General features: G+C 37.8%; 13 protein-coding genes and 2 pseudogenes. 13 read left to right on the forward strand and 2 right to left on the reverse strand.

Features of this window, described 5'->3' with window-relative positions:
• The first annotated feature begins 625 nt into the window (after window positions 1-625).
• On the forward strand, window positions 626-1,210 hold the full coding sequence (locus CDG59_RS09340; protein WP_087544973.1) for a uracil-DNA glycosylase family protein: 585 nt from the start codon (window positions 626-628) through the stop codon (window positions 1,208-1,210).
• A gap of 22 nt (window positions 1,211-1,232) precedes the next feature.
• On the opposite strand, the pseudogene CDG59_RS09345 reads toward CDG59_RS09340, so the two are convergent.
• Window positions 1,233-1,535: pseudogene (locus CDG59_RS09345) on the reverse strand (helix-turn-helix domain-containing protein); the annotation flags it as partial.
• A 66-nt stretch (window positions 1,536-1,601) separates the two neighbouring features.
• Here CDG59_RS09345 and CDG59_RS09350 point away from each other — a divergent pair.
• The 10 genes and pseudogenes from CDG59_RS09350 to CDG59_RS09395 all read left to right on the forward strand — a co-directional run.
• Window positions 1,602-1,838: pseudogene (locus CDG59_RS09350) on the forward strand (IS701 family transposase); the annotation flags it as partial.
• Window positions 1,839-2,073: 235 nt separating this feature from the next.
• Complete coding sequence (atzF, locus tag CDG59_RS09355; RefSeq protein WP_087544975.1) at window positions 2,074-3,900, forward strand: allophanate hydrolase; 1,827 nt, start codon at window positions 2,074-2,076, stop codon at window positions 3,898-3,900.
• Window positions 3,901-3,915: 15 nt separating this feature from the next.
• Entirely contained in the window at window positions 3,916-7,521 is a 3,606-nt protein-coding gene (gene uca, locus CDG59_RS09360) for an urea carboxylase (RefSeq protein ID WP_087544976.1), read from the forward strand.
• An 11-nt stretch (window positions 7,522-7,532) separates the two neighbouring features.
• Window positions 7,533-8,228, forward strand: coding sequence for a GntR family transcriptional regulator (locus tag CDG59_RS09365; RefSeq protein WP_087544978.1), 696 nt, complete (start codon window positions 7,533-7,535; stop codon window positions 8,226-8,228).
• Window positions 8,229-8,703: 475 nt separating this feature from the next.
• Window positions 8,704-10,908 (forward strand): OsmC domain/YcaO domain-containing protein, encoded by a 2,205-nt coding sequence (locus tag CDG59_RS09370; protein WP_087544979.1) that lies wholly within the window; start codon window positions 8,704-8,706, stop codon window positions 10,906-10,908.
• A 343-nt stretch (window positions 10,909-11,251) separates the two neighbouring features.
• A complete protein-coding gene (locus tag CDG59_RS09375; protein WP_087544981.1) occupies window positions 11,252-13,384 on the forward strand; it encodes a TonB-dependent siderophore receptor in 2,133 nt (710 codons plus the stop codon).
• Window positions 13,385-13,772: 388 nt separating this feature from the next.
• Window positions 13,773-14,765: a DUF1852 domain-containing protein gene (locus CDG59_RS09380; RefSeq protein ID WP_087544982.1), complete on the forward strand. Its 993-nt coding sequence runs from the start codon at window positions 13,773-13,775 to the stop codon at window positions 14,763-14,765.
• Between the two features lie 30 nt (window positions 14,766-14,795).
• Window positions 14,796-15,824, forward strand: a complete 1,029-nt coding sequence (locus CDG59_RS09385) for a methionine synthase (protein ID WP_087544984.1) — start codon at window positions 14,796-14,798, stop codon at window positions 15,822-15,824.
• Between the two features lie 151 nt (window positions 15,825-15,975).
• Entirely contained in the window at window positions 15,976-16,467 is a 492-nt protein-coding gene (locus tag CDG59_RS09390) for a flavin reductase (RefSeq protein WP_005160147.1), read from the forward strand.
• 51 nt (window positions 16,468-16,518) lie between these two features.
• On the forward strand, window positions 16,519-17,319 hold the full coding sequence (locus tag CDG59_RS09395; RefSeq protein WP_087544985.1) for a sulfite exporter TauE/SafE family protein: 801 nt from the start codon (window positions 16,519-16,521) through the stop codon (window positions 17,317-17,319).
• Between the two features lie 103 nt (window positions 17,320-17,422).
• Here the strand turns inward: CDG59_RS09395 and CDG59_RS09400 are convergent, their stop codons facing one another.
• Window positions 17,423-18,121 carry a DUF1826 domain-containing protein gene (locus CDG59_RS09400; RefSeq protein ID WP_087544987.1) on the reverse strand — a complete coding sequence of 233 codons (699 nt, stop codon included), beginning with the start codon at window positions 18,119-18,121 and terminating at the stop codon, window positions 17,423-17,425.
• Between the two features lie 277 nt (window positions 18,122-18,398).
• Here CDG59_RS09400 and CDG59_RS09405 point away from each other — a divergent pair, with 277 nt between their 5' ends.
• Window positions 18,399-19,730, forward strand: coding sequence for a type II toxin-antitoxin system HipA family toxin (locus CDG59_RS09405; RefSeq protein ID WP_087544988.1), 1,332 nt, complete (start codon window positions 18,399-18,401; stop codon window positions 19,728-19,730).
• Window positions 19,727-20,035, forward strand: coding sequence for a helix-turn-helix domain-containing protein (locus CDG59_RS09410; RefSeq protein ID WP_087544990.1), 309 nt, complete (start codon window positions 19,727-19,729; stop codon window positions 20,033-20,035). The genes CDG59_RS09405 and CDG59_RS09410 overlap by 4 nt, the downstream gene beginning before the upstream one ends.
• Window positions 20,036-20,037 lie beyond the last annotated feature (2 nt).

Here is a 20,037-nt window from a genome sequence, read left to right on the forward strand (position 1 = left end):
CTCGATCGGTCACTTTACCTAGGCAAAAAGGTTCCATTTTTGCCCATTGGGCATCAGTAAGTATGTATCTATCCATAGTACTATTATAAATTAATCAGTTGCCTTTGTTAATTCTCAACAAACCCTAGCAATAAAGAAATAAAAAGAGCGCATTAATAGATGTGCTGTTTTTCAAATTGAATTTGAAAATTAACTAGTCAAAACTTCTTTATTCCAGCCATAACAATTGCTAAAGCAATTGGCAAGAACAGTGTGATCAATCCAGAATCCATAACCGTTTATTCCTTTGATATGTTTTTGTCAAAATTTTTAGAAAGCGTTCTACTGTAACAATTCATCCCAGAAAAAGTTATCATAATTTTCTCTAATAAAAATATCCCTACTTAAACAATAACTTAAAAACAGGATTTAATTTTTAGACAATGGTAAAGTGTGGGTAAGTGGTTCGTGGGGAAATCGTGACAACTCAAGCAATTTGACAAGAATTTAATTTCTTATTTTGAAGTGGGGCGAATTTGATACAGATATGATAATCAACACTAAGAATAGAAAGGTGATGTTTATCGTGGTAATTTGCATCCTGAGCTGCTTAAATTATTAGTGAACAGGTATTTTTAGCGGCACGATGATAGAAATAGAAACCCATCCACTCACTCCATTTTTGCCTGGCAATGCAAAACTGCTGATGCTGGGGAGTTTTCCACCACCTCAGAATCGGTGGAAGATGAACTTTTACTATCCAAACTATCAAAATGATATGTGGAGAATATTTGGTCTGATTTTTTTCAGTGATAAAAACCACTTTTTAGATTTACCTAATAAAAATTTTAAGGAAAGCCAAATCCGTGAGTTTTTGTCTCAAGCTGGAATTGGGATATTTGATACGGCCTATCAAATTAAACGCTTGCAGGGCAATGCCTCAGACAAGTTTCTGGAAATTGTGACTCCAACCGATTTGTCAGCATTGCTTGAGCAAATACCAATGTGCCATACCATTATGACAACGGGAGACAAGGCCACAGATACGCTGATGCAGCATTTTCCAGATCAACCTATCAAGCCCATGATCGGTCAATCGGTACAGGTGAATTATGACAATCGTGAGCTAAGCTTATATCGCTTGCCTTCATCATCACGGGCCTATCCATTGGCGCTCGAAAAAAAAGCCGATGTTTACAAACAGTTCTTTCAACAAATAGGTTTGGTTTAATTATAAAAGCAGGGGAAATGAATGAACGATGTCGCCAATCTAGGATTTTCGCCTGATAGTCTGAGATCAATGTATCGGGCCGACCTGAGCGATGACTTTCTTTAATCGATCCAAACTTATACAATTTCCAACGTCGGCGTTGTAGCCTTATGGTTTCTGAGATACGTTCTTGTAGAGTGGCAACTTCCGCAACACTTTTACCTTCGGAAAGCCAGAGAATAGTTTGGGCACGTTGTCTTTCACGCCAATGTTTTGCATGTTTGGCCAAAAAAATGAGTCGTTCTCGCTGTTCTAAACTAAGTGGTACAGAAACAATTCGAGGCATGTGTGAACATCTGTTAACTAAAAAAACTTTTTCGCATGATTAGTTGTTTTGTCAACTTATCACTGAGTGATTAAACAGGTTTGTCATATTGAAAAGTTTCAAGTAAGACGATCTAAACTGATTTTGAATCATATTTTTTCAGCCTTGATGGCCTACGTCGAGATACAAAAGAACCAGTTTGATCAGATCTTTGAAAATGTATATCGTTGGCAGAAGAAATTATTTAGACCAATCATCAAAGACTTCATTGATGACTTTATTCTCGATAAAAACCATCTGCTACCACAGAGAATCTATAAATGATAGTGCGTAAGTCCTATTAAATATGAATTTGAGCAACTTTTGATAAACAAAAATGCTATTTGCTAAATCATGGAGCATTTGCATTAAAACAAAGCCTTTTAAGCACCAAGATGAAAATTAGAAAAAATAGTATATCTATAAAATAATATAAACATATGATTTATATGTTTAAAATAAATTGGCATGGATTCTGCATTTTAAAATTCAAACTTGTATACAAGATGGGATTCATAAAATGCATGAAATAAAAACTTTAGGTTGGACAATTTCAGAGTGGCAAACAGCTTATTCGAAAAATGAGATCCAACTCAATACTTTAAAAGATTTAGTTGCATTAATTGATCCTCAAGATAATGCATGGATTTCAATTGCGACGTTAGAACAGATTGAACAGCAAATTCAAGTTCTCAATGAATTAAGCAAAGAAGCTGAAAGTTTAGCAAAACAATTTCCACTCTACGGCGTTCCGTTTGCAGTGAAAGATAATATTGATGTTGCAGGGTTTGTAACTACCGCAGCTTGTAAAGCTTTAACTACTGTTGCAGCAGAAGATGCTGAAACAGTACGTTTGTTAAAACAAGCGGGAGCGATTGTCATTGGTAAAACTAATCTTGATCAGTTTGCAACGGGTTTAGTGGGAACTCGCTCTCCATATGGTGCTGTTGCAAATACATTTAACTCTAAATATGTCAGTGGTGGCTCAAGTTCTGGTTCAGCAAGTGTGGTTGCCCGTGGATTTGTCCCTTTTGCATTAGCCACAGATACTGCAGGTTCTGGACGTGTACCTGCAGCGTTTAACAATATTGTTGGGCTCAAACCAACTAAAGGGCGGTTTTCAAATCGTGGTTTATTGCCTGCATGTAAAAGTCTAGATTGTATTTCGGTCTTTGCCTTAACCGTTGTAGACGCAGATTTGGTTGCAAATGTTTTGGAAGCATATGATCCATTGGACAGCTATTCACGTAAGCATCCAAAGAATGTGCCAGCGCATTTCTCTAGCAAATTAAAATTTTCCATTCCAGAAATACTAAATTTCTTTGGAGATGAACAGGCTGAAAAAGCGTTTCAGCAAACAATCCAGTTACTTGAGTCATTAAATGCTGAGATCACTAAAATTGATTTTTCAGATTTTGAGCAATTGGCAGCGCAACTTTACCAAGGTTCATGGGTGGCAGAGCGTACCGCAGCAGTTAAGGATTTACTGAAAAATAATCCTGATGCATTTGATCCAACGGTATTAGAAATTATTAAAAACGGTGAAAAATATTCAGCGGTGGATGCCTACAATGCAGAATATTTAAAACAAGACCTAGCTCGAAAAATCCAACAAAGATTGGCTGACTTTGATGCCTTGATTGTTCCAACTGCACCTACAATTTATACCATTGAGCAGCTTCAACAAAATCCGATTGAATATAACGCTCATTTAGGAACCTACACTAACTTTACCAACTTGGCAGATTTGAGTGCTTTAGCTTTACCAGCAGGATTTAGGGCTGACCATTTACCATTTGGAATCACTCTAATTGCGCCAGCTTGGCATGATGCGGCATTGGTGCATTTTGGTAAGGCATGGCAAAACTATCTTGCTCTCAAATTGGGCGCATTGGATAAAAGTCTGCCTTTAAGTTCTGCTACAGCTATTTCGCAACATCATATTCGTGTTGCAGTTGTCGGGGCTCATCTAACAGGTATGCCGTTGAATTTTCAGCTTACCACACGTGATGCTGTGCATATCGAAACCACCAAAACCTCTAAAAATTATGCGCTTTATGCATTGAACGGTACCGTCCCGCCGAAACCCGGTTTAGCACGTCAGCAAGATGGACAAAGCATTATTGTAGAACTTTGGGATGTTCCTACTGCTCGATTTGGTGAATTTGTGGCAGAGATTCCAACACCTTTAGGCATGGGCAATGTCGAATTAGAAGATGGGCGCTGGGTGAAAGGTTTTATCTGTGAGCCTTATGGCATAGATGATGCAGAGAATATTAGTCATTTTGGTGGATGGAGAGCCTATATCCAGCATCGTAACAGCCAAGCAGCAAACACAGCGAATTAATTGGGGGAAATCATCATGTTTAAAACTGTACTTATTGCAAACCGTGGTGAAATTGCTGTTCGAGCGATTCGCACACTTAAAAAATTAGGTGTAACCAGTGTTGCTGTGTATTCGGATAGTGATCGTTATGCACAACATGTTGAAGATGCTGATATTGCAATTGCATTAGAAGGTTTAAAACCAGCTGATACTTATTTGAGTATCGAAAAATTAATTCAGGCTGCTAAAAAAACTGGCGCTGAGGCAATCTTTCCAGGTTATGGCTTTCTTTCTGAAAGTGCAGATTTTGCTCGTGCTTGCGAAGAAAATAATATTGCTTTCATGGGACCAACGGCTGAGCAAATTCTAGAATTTGGTCTAAAGCATCGTGCTCGTGAATTGGCTGCTGCTGCCAATGTACCAATGACACCAGGAACTGGATTGTTGGATAGTTTAGATGAAGCACTGACTGCCGCAGATCGTATTGGCTATCCAATTATGTTGAAAAGTACTGCTGGCGGTGGTGGTATTGGTTTGACTCGTTGTGATACGCCACAAGCGTTAACCGATGCTTATGAAAGTGTAAAACGTTTGGGCGAGCAGTTTTTTAAGGATGCAGGCGTATTTATTGAATGCTTTATTGATAAAGCTCGTCATGTTGAAGTACAAATCTTTGGGGATGGAAAAGGGCAAGTCGTTGCATTTGGTGAGCGTGATTGCTCTTTGCAACGTCGTAATCAAAAAGTGGTCGAGGAAACTCCAGCGGCAAACTTACCTGAGGCGACACGTAAAAAACTGCATCAAGCAGCGGTAGAACTGGGTAAATCCGTTAATTATCGTAGTGCAGGAACAGTAGAGTTTATTTACGATGCCAATCGAGATGAGTTTTATTTTCTAGAAGTGAATACACGCTTACAGGTTGAGCATCCAGTCACTGAGATGGTTACGGGTCTAGACTTGATTGAATGCATGCTCAAAGTTGCTGCAGGCGATGAACTTGATTGGACATATCTCAACAATATTCAGCCTAAAGGTGCAGCGATTGAGGTTCGTGTTTATGCCGAAGACCCTGTGAAAAATTTTCAGCCTAGTCCTGGTGTACTGACAGAAGTTGCCTTTCCTGAGGATACACGTGTTGATACTTGGGTCAAAACAGGCACAGAGATTTCTCAATACTTCGACCCGATGATTGCCAAAATTATTGTACATGCTGACGATCGTGCTAGTGCTATTGAAAAATTAAAGCATGTATTGGCTGAAACTCGATTGAATGGCATCAGCACAAACTTAGATTACGCACGTGCCATCGTTTCAGATCAGCGTTTTGAATCTATGCAAATTTGGACAAGAATGTTGGATGATTTCAATTACACGCCAAACGTGATTGAAGTGGTTCAAGCAGGGACTTTGAGTTCAATTCAAGATTATCCAGGTCGTACAGGCTACTGGGATATTGGTGTACCGCCATCTGGTCCAATGGATGATTATGCATTTCAGCTTGCCAATCGTATTGTTGGGAATGATGCTAAAGCCGCAGGTTTCGAGTTTACCTTAGTTGGACCAACATTAAAGTTTCACACAAATACGATTATTGCTTTGGCGGGAGCAAGCTGTACTGCGTTGTTAGATGATCAGGAAATTGATTTTTGGAAGCCTGTAGAAGTTAAAGCAGGACAAATTCTAAAAATCGGTCAAGTAGAATCAGGTTGCCGTACATATTTGGCGGTTCGAAATGGTTTGGATGTCCCTGTATATTTAGGTAGTCGCTCTACCTTTGCGCTTGGTAATTTTGGTGGTCATGCAGGTCGTACCTTACGTGTCGGTGACATGATTAAAATGGTTGATCCAGCATTTCCTAGTGCAGAATTGCCACTTGCACATGATGAACCTCAAGCGTTATCGGCTGAATTGATTCCTGAATATAGTAATGAATGGGAAATTGCGGTGTTATATGGCCCGCACGGCGCACCAGATTTCTTTAAACCTGAATATGTAGAAAAGTTTTTTGCAGCAGAGTGGACAGTTCACTTTAACTCAAATCGTTTAGGCGTTCGTTTATCAGGACCAACGCCAAGCTGGGCACGAGAAAATGGTGGTGAAGCAGGTTTACATCCATCAAATGTCCATGACTGTGAATATGCGATCGGAGCAATTAACTTTACAGGCGATTTCCCTGTGATTCTGGCGAAAGATGGTCCAAGTTTAGGTGGTTTCGTTTGTCCTGTGACGATTGCCAAAGCAGAACTTTGGAAAGTGGGACAACTTAAAGCCGATGATAAAATTCGTTTCTATCCGATTAGTGTTGAACAAGCCAATGAACTTGAACGTCAGCAAATTGAAAATATCCAAAACTTTGCGGAAGCAAGCAAGGTTGTAGAAACGATTGAGCCAATTCAAGAGGTTGTCAGTACGATTTTGGCACAACGTGAACCAACTGAATTGTCGCCAAAAACAGTGTATCGCCAAGCAGGTGATAGTTATATTCTCTTAGAATATGGCGAAAATGTTTTAGATTTGGCTTTACGTTTACGAGTGCATCAACTGATTCAAATGATCCGTGATGCAAAAATTGCAGGCGTATTGGAACTGTCACCGGGTGTTCGTTCACTACAGATTAAATACGATGGCTTAGTAATTCCACAATCACAATTGATTGCTCAATTACTTCAACTCGAAAAAGAGATGGGTGATTTGAGCCAATTAAAAATCCCATCTCGTATCGTACATTTGCCAATGGCATTTGAAGACAGTGCGACTTTAGGAGCTGTAGAACGCTATCAAGAAAGTGTTTGCTCTAAAGCACCGTGGTTGCCAAATAACGTTGATTTTATCCAACGCATTAATGGCTTGGCAGATCGAAATGAAGTTAAAGATATTATTTTTGATGCGAACTATTTAATTCTTGGCTTGGGTGATGTGTATTTAACTGCACCTTGTGCTGTGCCAGTTGACCCACGCCATCGTTTACTCAGTTCTAAATATAATCCAGCGCGTACCTTTACCGCAGAGGGAACAGTTGGTATTGGTGGTATGTACATGTGTATCTACGGCATGGATTCACCGGGCGGCTATCAATTAATTGGGCGTACACTACCAATCTGGAATAAGTTTAAGAAAAACAAACAATTTGGTGATAAACAATGGTTCTTACAATTCTTTGATCAAATCAAATATTTTGAAGTGACTGAAGAAGAATTGAATCAATGGCGTGCTGACTTTGAAAATGGTCGTGCTGAGATCAAGATTGAAGAAACAGAGTTCGATTATGCAGATTATGTACACTTCTTAGATGATGAAGCTGAAAGTATTGCCGAGTTTAAAGCTAAGCAACAACAAGCATTCACAACTGAAGTGGATCGCTGGAAAGAGGAGTTTGCAGCTCAACCTGAAGAACAGATTCAAGAAAATAACCATGTTGATTACAGTCATTTAGCATCATTAAATGCATCGATGACTGGTAATATCTGGAAAATTTTTGTTGAACATGGTCAAGAGGTTAAAAAAGGTGAAACTGTTGCTATTATTGAAGCAATGAAAATGGAACTTCCTGTTTATGCAGAAGAAGATGGCATTGTAAAAGCCATTATTTGTAGAGCAGGGCAAACCGTACATAGTGGTGAACCACTGGTTTATATGGAATAAGGCAAGGTTGCATGAAAGAAACCAAAATAAAAACAACAAAAAGCTCAGACAATTTGTCTGAGCTGGTTTACCAACGCATTAAGAATGATATCTTTGATTTCAAACTGATGCCGGGTGAACGTTTCACTGAATCTGAAGTTGCAAAAGCTTATGATGTAAGTCGCACCCCAATCCGACAAGCGCTATATCGTTTGCAACAAGAGGGTTATGTTGATGTGAGTTTTCGTAGCGGTTGGCAAATCCGACCGCTCAATTTTCGTTATTATGAAGAACTTTATGATGTGAGGATCGTATTAGAAAAAGATTCCATTCGTAAACTTTGCCAGATTGATCATCAAAACTCAGTTGAATTATCTGTTTTAAAAGATTTATGGCTGGTTGAACCTCATCAATATCTAAAAGAAATTAAACAACTTTCACAACAAGATGAAGATTTCCATTGCGCTTTGGTTCGCGCCTCTGGCAATAATGAAATGGCAAGGATTCATCGTGACTTGAGCGAGCGAATCCGTATTATCCGGCGTTTAGACTTTTCTAAAGATTATCGTGTTGAAGCGACTTATCAGGAGCATCAGAAAATATTGGGTTACATTTTTAATCGTAAAGTAGATGAAGCCATTCAGGCGATTGAAGCACATATTATGCAAAGTCGTGATGAAGTGAAAAAAATTACTTTACAGATGTTGGATTCGAGTCAGTTTTATTAGGTTTTAAATAATAACCTTCCATAAGAGTCGTTAGATTTTTATAAATATATTTTTGAATACTTTGGTAGGGACTGTTGTCGGCGATTTGATGAATTAAACATTTAACAGGTCAGCTGCGAGATGTTCTATAACTCAAAACGCAGACATGGTTCCAATGGTCAGCGTTCTTCATTAGATTATGAAAAGGCCCATCAAAAGATGGTTATGTGTGTCTAGAATTTTGGTGGCTATTCACTTGGAAGTAAGGCGGATTTAATTGTTCATAAATAGGCTAGAAAAACAGACAAAAGTTATCAATTACATAAAATACTTCTATAATAGCGCCCATTATGACTACAGTCCGTTCTTTGTTCAGATGAATGAATGACTCTAGCTACTCTTTTTAAATCAATTTCTTATCCGCGATTCGGGTTATTGATCAATATTTGAAATTTTATGTGTCAGTGCTGACACATAAGAATATTTAGGTGCCAGCATGGAAATCAAGGTTAATTATCTCGACAATCTTCGACAAGAAGCCAAGTTCGATGATTTTACAGTTATCGCTGACCAACCCATTCGTTACAAAGGTGATGGTTCTGCACCGGGTCCATTTGACTACTTTTTAGCATCATCAGCATTATGTGCAGCTTACTTCGTTAAAGTATATTGTGCAGCTCGTGATATTCCGACCGATAATATTCGTTTGTCACAAAACAATATTGTTGATCCAGAAAACCGTTATAAACAAATTTTCAAAATTCAAGTTGAATTACCCGCTGATATTTCTGAAAAAGACCGTCAAGGCATCTTACGTTCAATTGATCGTTGTACCGTTAAAAAAGTAATTCAAACGGGTCCTGAATTTATCATTGAAGAAGTCGAAAGTATTGATGCGGATGCGCAAGCTCTGTTGATGCCAAGTCTGACTTCAGAAAGCAGCACTTATATCGCAGGGAAAGATTTACCACTAGAAGAAACCATTGCCAACATGTCTAGTATTTTGGCGAATCTAGGGATGAAGATCGAAATTGCATCTTGGCGTAATATTGTTCCAAATGTCTGGTCTTTACATATCCGTGATGCACAATCACCAATGTGCTTTACTAATGGTAAAGGCTCTACCAAAGAAAGTGCTTTAGCATCAGCTTTAGGTGAGTTCATTGAACGTTTGAACTGTAACTTTTTCTATAATGATCAGTTCTGGGGTGAAGAACTTGCCAATGCAGAATTTGTACATTATCCAGACGAAAAGTGGTTCAAACCGGGTCCGAAAGGTAAATTACCAAAAGAAATTTTGGATGAATATTGCCTTGAAATTTACAACCCAGATAATGAATTACTCGGTACGCATTTATATGATACCAACTCAGGCAATACAGAGCGTGGTATCTGTTCGTTACCATTTGTGCGTCAGTCAGATCAGGAGGTTGTGTATTTCCCATCGAATCTGATTGAAAACTTGTACCTAAGTAATGGAATGAGTGCAGGTAATACTTTGGCTGAAGCACAAGTTCAATGTTTATCTGAGATTTTTGAACGTGCTGTTAAACGTGAAATTTTAGAAGGTGAAATTGCTTTACCCGATGTACCTCAAGAAGTATTAGCAAAATACCCAAGTATTGTGGCGGGCATCCAAGGTTTAGAAGAACAAGGTTTTCCTGTTTTAGTGAAAGATGCTTCTTTGGGCGGTGATTTCCCAGTGATGTGTGTGACACTGATGAACCCACGCACAGGAGGTGTATTTGCCTCATTTGGCGCACATCCAAGCTTTGAAATTGCGTTGGAACGTAGCCTAACCGAACTCTTACAAGGACGTAGTTTTGAAGGTTTAAATGATCTTCCTCAACCAACCTTCCAAAGTGAAGCAGTCACCGAACCAAATAATTTTGTTGAACACTTTATTGACTCAAGTGGCTTAGTTTCATGGCGTTTCTTTAGTGCAAAATCAGACTATGACTTTGTCGAGTGGGATTTCACCAATCATGGTGAAAACTCAAATGAAGAAGAAGCTGCTGAATTGTTTGGCATTTTGGAAAAAATGGGCAAAGAAGTATATATGGCTGTCTATGAGCATTTAGGTGCAACAGCATGTCGTATCTTAGTTCCAGATTATTCTGAAATTTATTTGGTCGAAGATTTAATTTGGGATAACACCAATAAAGCGTTGGCATTCCGTGAAGACATTTTAAATCTGCATCGTTTGGATCAGACTCAACTTGAAGCTTTGGTCGAACGTTTAAAAGAATGTGAATTAGATGACTATACTGAAATCGCGACCTTGATTGGCATTGAGTTTGATGACAATACCGTATGGGGGCAGTTGACTATTCTTGAGCTCAAACTATTGATCTATATTGCATTAGAACAGTTTGAAGAAGCCAAAGAACTGGTTGAAACCTTCTTACAATACAATACCAATACCGTTGAACGTGGACTATTCTATCAATGCATGAACGTAGTACTTGAAGTATTGCTCGATGATGAGATGGAATTAGAAGACTATGAAACGAATTTCCGTCGTATGTTTGGTAACGAACGTATGGATGCAGTCATCGGATCTGTTGAAGGGAATGTTCGTTTCTATGGTCTCACACCAACAAGTATGAAACTTGAAGGGCTTGATCGCCATTTACGTTTGATTGATAGCTATAAGAAATTGCATCAAGCGCGTGCAAAGGCTGTTGGAGTAGCTGTATAAATACAAGCTAAACGTTGAACCTTTAAAAAGTGCATGTTGATCATGCACTTTTATATCGTTAGTCCACTGGGAGGAAAGTCTCCGATTGAGCCAAAATCATTAGGACTTTATCATTAGGACTTTTCGTTGCTGATCAATCCGTTTTGAAAAGAAAAAATGATCAAACATTTATGCAACTTAAAAACATTTTGATCATATGCTCTGTCTCTACCTACGGTATACAGAACATTTAAAAATATTAGATAGATGGTGGAAAACGTACTTGTTCAATCATAGAAAATTGTGAATACTCATGCCCGAAAATTTAGACTATAAGATTATCTTTCGGGGTTAGGCAATTACTGTGAAAACATATCCATTTACATTTTCTCGTTTACACAAAGCGTTACTGGCAGTTGGTTCATTTTCATGCATAGGGCTAAGCTCAGTATTGGTACATGCTGAAGATGAAAATAAGGTATCCCAATTAGAAACAATCACAGTAAACGCCCAAGCAGCAGAAAGCGTATATTTTCAACCAAAGGTGAATTTATCTGGTTTTACTCAACAAAATATTGCTGAGATTCCTGCATCTATTCATGCAGTTACGGCTGAGCGAATTGCTGATCAACATGCGAAAACATTAACGGATGTTGTGAAAAATGATGCTGCGGTAGGTGATGGTTACGCCCCAATTGGCTATTACTCAAACTTTATGATGCGTGGTTTCGCACTGAACCTTGGTTCAAGCTACTTGCTCAATGGTAACTTACTTCGCGGTGAACAAAATGTCGCACTTGAAAACAAAGAACAAGTCGAGATTTTAAAGGGTATCAGTGCCATTCAAAGTGGAATGTCAACACCTGCGGGTGTGGTTAATTATGTAAGCAAACGTCCTAAAGAAATCCGTTCAATAACCGTTGATGCAGATAGTCATGGCGGTAATCGTATCGCAGCGGACTTTGGTGGATTTTTAGATGAGCAGCAATTGGGTTATCGAATAAATTTGGCGCATGAGGAAATCCATCCGTATGTAGAACATGCCAATGGTAAACGCTTATTTGGTTCTTTAGCATTAGACTGGAATATATCAGATCGTTCAAAATTAGAACTTGATATCGAATCACAGCGTCAACGTCAGCGTTCAGTACCTGGTTATCAGTTACTTGATGGTAAAACCGTACCTACTGGCGTAGAGTGGGATCGTTTACTTGGCTATCAAAGTTGGAGCCAACCTGTCATTAACCAAAGTTTAAACACAGGCTTAAAATATAATTACCAAATCAATAAAGATTGGTCAGCAAATCTAAGTGCTTCTCAAAGTCGTGTTGTAGTGGATGATTATTCAGCGTTTGCCTATACCTTTGGTCAAAATGGTAACTATGATATTTATGACTTCCGCAGTCCTGATGACAGTTACCTGACCAATCAATTTAAAGCAGGCTTAAATGGTCAATTTAGTACAGGATCATGGCAACATAAGTTGAGTTTAGAATTATCACAAACTTATAAACGACATGCGCAATACGATGCGATTAACCAAGCTGTCGGTACAGGGAATATTTACACTGATACTGTGGACTTTGCTCCATCAGGCGCGGTTTTGGGCAATCACTACAAATCTTTAAACAGTCAGCAAACAGCATTAAATTTACTTGATCAAGTTGAATTTAATACAGCATGGTCAATTCTAGCAGGCGGAAAACTACTGCATTTAAATGAAGATGCTTATAATGCATCTGGTAATAATATTCGTGACACTAACTTTAATCGCTTTTTACCTCAATTTGCTGTGATGTATCAGCCTTGGGAAAAGACTCATATCTATGCTTCTTATGCCAAAGGATTAAGTGACGGCGGACAAGCACCGTGGTTTGCAAACAATCCTTCTGTGACATTAGCACCTAAACATTCAGCGCAATATGAATTGGGATTTAAGCAGCAGTGGCAAGATTTACTTTTTTCAGCTGCATTATTTGATTTAAAACAAGATAATCAACATACCAATACTTCAAATGATTTCGTAAAAGATGGTGAACAACATAACCTCGGCTTAGAACTTGGTCTACAAGGGCGTATTGGTCAAAACCTAGATATGACATCGATTTTGGCACTGACCCGTTCACGCTTAAAAGACATACAATCATCTGAATATGATGGTCATCAAACTCAAAATGTACCAACTGTACGTTTGGCGAGTTATATCTCATACCAAGTTCCCCAAGTTGAAGGATTACGTTTACTCGCTGGCATACAATACAGTAGCAGTAAATATGCCAATAAAATAGGCAGCGTAAAAGTTCCAAGCTACACAGTTTTTAATACTGGTGCAGCTTATAACTTTAAAGCTAATGGCTATGAAAACACGTTAAGATTCAATGTTGATAATCTATTTAATAAAAAATATTGGAGAGATGCGGGAAGCTTCTTTGGGGATGATTATTTGTTTCTAGGCGCTCCACGCACTGCACAATTTTCTTGGACGGTGAATTTTTAAATCCAATTCACTGATATGAATAAAGACGATCTGACTTAAAATTAGATCGTCTTTTTTACGAGATTCTGCTATTGGATTAATAAAATTCAAGTTTTTATATCGTTGTAAACAAAAAATAGAAACAAAACATTGTATGTCATCATCTAAAGAATAATTCCAAATTACAAACACGTCCTTATAGCAATAATTCAATCAATATCCTGATCGTTTTTCAGCTCATGATGAAGCTCGTTCAGGTTAGAGCACTGAAACCCATAAAAACACACAACAATGAATTTTATTCATCTTTTTGTTAGATTAAATCATTTTTATTCATGTGATGATCCGAGTATAAATTACAATATAAAGAAGTTTACGGTTTATCGCAAAAATTAGGATACCAATCATCATGAGTAAAGAGTTTGCATGTTCAATTAAACGCATTCGTTTTGATGAAAACTATCAACCAGCGGATAGCACACGTCTAACGACTAATTTTGCCAACTTAGCACGCGGTGAAAGTCGAGAGCAGAATCTTCGTAATACACTTCGAATGATTAATAATCGTTTCAATGCTTTAGCACAAACTGATAATCCGAATGGTGACCGTTATTCACTTGAAATCGATATTATTTCTGCAGATTTAGATATTGAAGGTAATGGTAAAACTTTTCCAATCATTGAAATGCTGAAAAGCACCATTACCGATCACCATACCAATCAACGTATTGAAGGTATGATTGGCAATAGTTTCTCGTCTTATGTACGTGATTATGATTTTAGTGTGGTACTGAAAGAACATAATAAAGAGAACTCAACTTCGTATGCACCCGAAGGTTTCGGTGATTTACACGGTAAGCTTTATCAATATTTAGTAAATTCAGATACGTTTAAGGCTGAATTTAATCAACAACCTGTCATTTGTTTAAGCGTTTCAACAGCGAGGACTTATCAGCGTACTGTTAATGAGCATTCAGTTTTAGGTGTTGAATATAAGCAAGATCAATATTCACGTACAGATGAATATTTCCATAAAATGGGCTTACAGGTTCGCTTCTTCATGCCGAAAGGAAGTGTTGCGCCTTTAGCATTCTATTTTGCAGGTGATTTATTACGTGATTACACCGATTTTGAACTGATTAGCGCAATTAGTACGATGGAAACTTTCCAAAAGATCTACCGTCCTGAAATTTACAATGCAAATTCTTCAGCAGCACAAGTGTATCAAGCAAGTTTAGAGTACCCAGATTACTCATTAACACGAATCGTTTACGACCGTGTAGAGCGTGGTCAATTGGCAGTAAAACAAGGTAAATGGACGGAAGAAAACTTTATCAAACCTTATCAAAACATCCTTGAACAATGGGCTGCTAACTACACCGTACAAAGTAACGCTGCTTAATTTACCTGAAATAGAGATAGAAGATTTAAAATGGCAATTTTATTACCAACATCAACGGCTGGCAGCTTACCAAAACCTTCATGGCTTGCAGAACCTGAAAAACTTTGGTCACCTTGGAAATTAGAGGGTGAGGCATTAATCGAAGCGAAGCAAGATGCTCTGCGTTTATCTCTACAAGAACAGATCCATGCGGGAATTGATATTGTGAGCGATGGTGAGCAAACTCGCCAACATTTTGTCACCACATTTATCGAGCATCTTGATGGTGTAGATTTTGAGAAGCGTGAAACAGTTCGTATCCGTAATCGTTATGATGCAAGTGTTCCATCTGTAGTCGGTGCAGTCTCTCGCCAAAAGCCAGTTTTCGTGGAAGATGCCAAGTTTTTACGTAGCCAAACAACACAACCAATCAAGTGGGCGTTGCCTGGCCCAATGACTATGATTGATACATTGTATGATGGTCACTATAAAAGCCGTGAAAAACTGGCTTGGGAATTTGCCAAAATTTTGAACCAAGAAGCACTTGAATTAGAAGCTGCAGGTGTCGACATTATCCAATTTGATGAACCTGCATTTAATGTGTTCTTTGATGAAGTGAATGATTGGGGTGTTGCAACCTTAGAAAGAGCGCTTGAAGGTCTTAAATGTGAGACTGCGGTTCATATCTGCTATGGCTATGGCATCAAAGCCAATACAGATTGGAAAAAGACTTTGGGTTCAGAGTGGCGTCAATACGAAGAAGCTTTTCCTAAGCTACAAAAATCTAAGCTCGATATCATCTCATTAGAATGCCAAAACTCTCGTGTGCCAATGGATCTTATCGAACTGATCCGTGGTAAAAAAGTCATGGTTGGTGCGATTGATGTTGCAACCAATAATATTGAAACAGCGGATGAGGTTGCAGATACGCTACGCAAAGCGCTTCAGTTTGTCGATGCCGATAAACTTTATCCATCTACTAACTGTGGAATGGCGCCTTTATCTCGTGAAGTAGCACGCGGCAAGCTGAATGCCTTAAGTGCAGGTGCAGAAATTATCCGAAAAGAGCTCGCCGTTTAGTATTTAGCAATTAGGAAATATCGAATGGGCTACTTATTAATTTAGTTAGCAGCCCATTCGGTTTGAAATGATTTAGATGTGCAAATGTGACGCAAGTGTGTGTTAGGTCTTAATCTAAAGAAAAGCTACAGTTCAATTTAGGAATCAGATGATGATTGAAGCAAATGACTTTAGAAATGCGATGTCTTTACTGACAAGTGCAGTGAATGTGGTGACTACAGCGGGAGCATCTGGTCGTCATGGATTTACCGCATCTGCTGTATGTAGCGTTACGGATACACCTCCGACATTATTGGTGTGTATGAATACAGCATCTAGGTCACATGCACATTTTATTGAAAATGAAACTTTAACTGTGAATGTTCTAGGCGCGCAACATCAGCATATTTCTAATGTGTTTTCTTCTAAGTTGACGTCTGAAGAGCGGTTTAAACATGGAACTTGGACTAAATTAAAAACAGGTGCGCCTGTTTTAGAGGATGCTCTTGTCAGTTTTGATTGTCAGATTGAACAAATTCAGGAAGTAGGAACACATACTATTTTTATTTGCCGTACAGTTGCTATTCAAAAAAGTCAGCATGAACATAGTCTGGTGTATTTTAATCGTGCTTATCACCAAGTAGGTGAGACTGAAGTTGCTTAAACCAACATTCGCTATTCATCTAATATTAACCTTCAATCAAGTAAGTATGTCGTGGAATTAATCATTTTTTTAGCTATAGGTGCATTAGCGGGATTCGCTGCTGGACTTTTTGGTGTAGGTGGTGGGCTGATCATTGTACCGCTTTTATATGTTGTCTTTACACAAATGGGCTATGATCCTGAAGTTGTGATGCATCTTGCTTTGGGTACTTCATTAGCCACGATTATTGTGACGTCTATCAGCTCATTAATGGCGCATAATAAAAATGATGCAGTAATTTGGCCTGTATTTAAAAATCTGACTCCTGGTTTAGTCATTGGGTCATTTTTTGGTGCGGGTATTGCAGGACTATTATCAAGGGAACACTTGCAACTAATTATTGGTGTTTTTGTGATTTGGGTTGCATACCAAATGTTTATTGGAGCCAAAAAAGTAATAGATCAGAATAAAGTCCTTCCATCAACGACTAAACAGGTGTTCGCAGGTACAGGAATAGGCATAGCATCAGCAATTTTTGGTATTGGTGGAGGTAGTCTAACCGTACCTTATTTAAATCATCACGGTGTAGTCATGCAAAAAGCAGTTGGAACATCTGCTGCATGTGGCTTACCTATCGCAATCGCAGGTGCGCTAGGGTTTATGTTATTTGGTATGAAAGAACAAATAAATGTTCCGAATAGCATTGGTTTTGTTCATATTTATGCATTTCTGGGTATCAGTGCGATGAGCTTTTTCACTGCAAAGCTAGGTGCCAAAGTGGCACATGCTTTATCACCTCAAATGTTAAAAAAATGCTTTGCTGTACTACTGTTGTTTGTCGGATGTTTTTTCCTGTTTAAAGGGATATTTTAGAATTAAGTGAATCTCTTTCTGGCTATTAAAAGCCCATCATTTATGGGCTTTTATGTACTAGAGTTTAATAGATTTATTTTTTAACCATTTGAAATATAAATAATTAACAAATTAAGAGTAGTCTATATTCGCCTTCATTTTCAATAGGTGCCCTATGAACACAAGGTAAAACGTGCTGCATTGGGTGATCAACTGCTAGACGCCAAAGATGTCCTAAACCTAAGTTTAAAGGTCTTGCATCAGGAAGCGGCTGGTAATGTAAATCGAAGAAATAATCTTGTAGAAAACTTTCAAATTCAGCTTCTGAGCCATGATGTAATTCTTTCAGTTTCTCTCTGATTTCGGGAATCAAAACTTTTTGCTTAACTTGATCGCTTGGCAAAATTTCACTTGCTGCGCCGTAATAAGTACATAAAAAAGTATCAGTTGGGATAGGGGAACGATCAACATGAAATGAATACACATCAGTTGAAATAAAATTTAACTCATCATCACGTTCGTAATTTTGAATTAAGTTAAGGGTAGGTGAAGCTCCGAAATCACTTAATAGCTGCATATCTTTTAAGATGATTTCTCTTGCTAAATGACCTTGTTCGGAAAGTTGCAAAGCCAATAAATCATCAACAGAAACCTCAGTGATATTTTCCTTTAGTTCAAGCTGTTTTACGATTTCTTGAAAATCTCCATTCAGGTTTCTATACCAACAAATCGCATTTCTATCTCCTTGAAAATTAGAACCGACAAGTTCGGAGAAACTAGAAACCACGCTAATTTGTTTGTGGTTAGAAAATGCATTCTTCATACAAAGAAGTTTATCAAAAAGAAAATATGTTTAATGATACACAGTTCGATCACGTTAACAACGATAGATGGAATAGTATTTTTCAAACATTTAATTTTTCATACCTTATAACAATGAAATAAAGGGTTTTAAATAGACACTGAATAAGTTATTTTCCACAGATCGTTATGAGCAAATTTATGCTCAAAAACTTACATAAAAAATAATTATGCGCAAATATATTCACAAATATAAAAAAAGAGAGTATTTTTGAGAAAATAATTGCTCATTTACATCAATGAAAAAATTAACAATACAGGCGTTACTTGATCAAAGTTGGTTTGATATTGCTGAACTAACATTATTAGAACCTAAACTAGGCTCAGCAAGTGCCAGTGAATTAGCTTACGATTTAGAATACGCAATCCACAATTTGGACAAGCGAGATGAGCATGCCTGTAGTTTGTCGCTACCTATACAAATACTAATAAAACATGAATCTAGTTCATGGTTTGGTTTTTTAGATGATATTGTTCCATCAGGTGCTGCACGCCGTTATTGGGTGAATTTTCTAGGTCTACAAAGACTAACGCATGCTGAGCAAGATAGTATTTTATTAGAAAAAGGTGGCATCGCACCCGTAGGCAATTTGAGAATAAAAGAAGCTCTTCCACCAATCAATCCTGAATCAACTCTGCATTTACGTTATTTTAGTCAAAGTGATGTTGCTGACCGAAATGTAGATTTTCTTGAATATGCACAGCAAATGGGTGCAATTAGTGGTGGTGCAACAGGAGCGGGTGGTGAAGCTCCAAAATTACTAATTCGTGCTACAAAAGATCAAAATATTTGGATTGATACTTATCAACAAAACTTTGATCAACCTGATCAACACTATCTAGTTAAATTTCCTCGGAATAATCGTGCTGAGATAGACTGTAATATTCTCAGAGCAGAATACTATTACTATCAAGAGCTTAAAGAGTTGGGTTTCAATACCATTGAAACAACAGAAATGAAACTGATCGAAGGTGAAAAATATCCATCATTGTGGCTGCCAAGATTTGATGTCGAATGGCACAATCAACAATGGCATCGTCATGGGCTTGAATCTATTTATTCTGTATTAAATAAAGCTTCAGGTAGTCATCTCAATCACTTTGAAGTTATTGAAAATCTATGTAAGTTACTTATATCTATTGATTCCGAATTTGATTCGACACAATTCATTTGTGAATGGTTACAAAGAGACTTATTGAATATTATTTTTGGTAATTCTGATAATCATGGACGAAATACTTCATTTCTAAAAAAATCTGGCAAAATTTCGCTTGCTCCAATTTATGATTTCGCTCCAATGAAAGCTGACCCAGAGGTTGTTACACGGTCAACAACTTGGGGAAGTCCTTATGAGGAAGGAGGAGAATATCGATGGGAGCAAATTACTCAAAAGCTAGCACATTTATGCGATCCGAATTTGTCTCTAACGACATTAAAATCTTTGGCAAGTAATCTTGTTGGGCTAAAACAAAGATTAATAGATAAAGGTGTACCAAAACAAATTGTGGAGATGCCAGCGCTTTCATTCGACTATGTTGAAGCTAAATTAGAAAGATGGGAACTATTATGAATATAAAAAATCAGACTCAAGATCGTCAGCAAGTTCTTATTGATCTATATATGCAGTACTTATTGAATGAAATAACATTAGGACAATTATTGGCGTATTTACGAAAAAACATTCTGAGTATGTCTCAGGAACAATATGCAAATTTAGTTGGCATAAGTCGCAGGACATTAACTGATATTGAGCAAGACAAAGGAAAACTTACTCAATCTGTTTTAGATAAGGTCTTTAAACCACTTGGATTGAAAGCAGGACTCATACCAACTCATGAGCACATTGTGAGAAAGATTATTAAACCATCAGAATGAGA

Origin of the sequence: Acinetobacter sp. WCHA29 (assembly GCF_002165335.1) — a bacterium.
Classification (GTDB): Bacteria; Pseudomonadota; Gammaproteobacteria; order Pseudomonadales; family Moraxellaceae; genus Acinetobacter.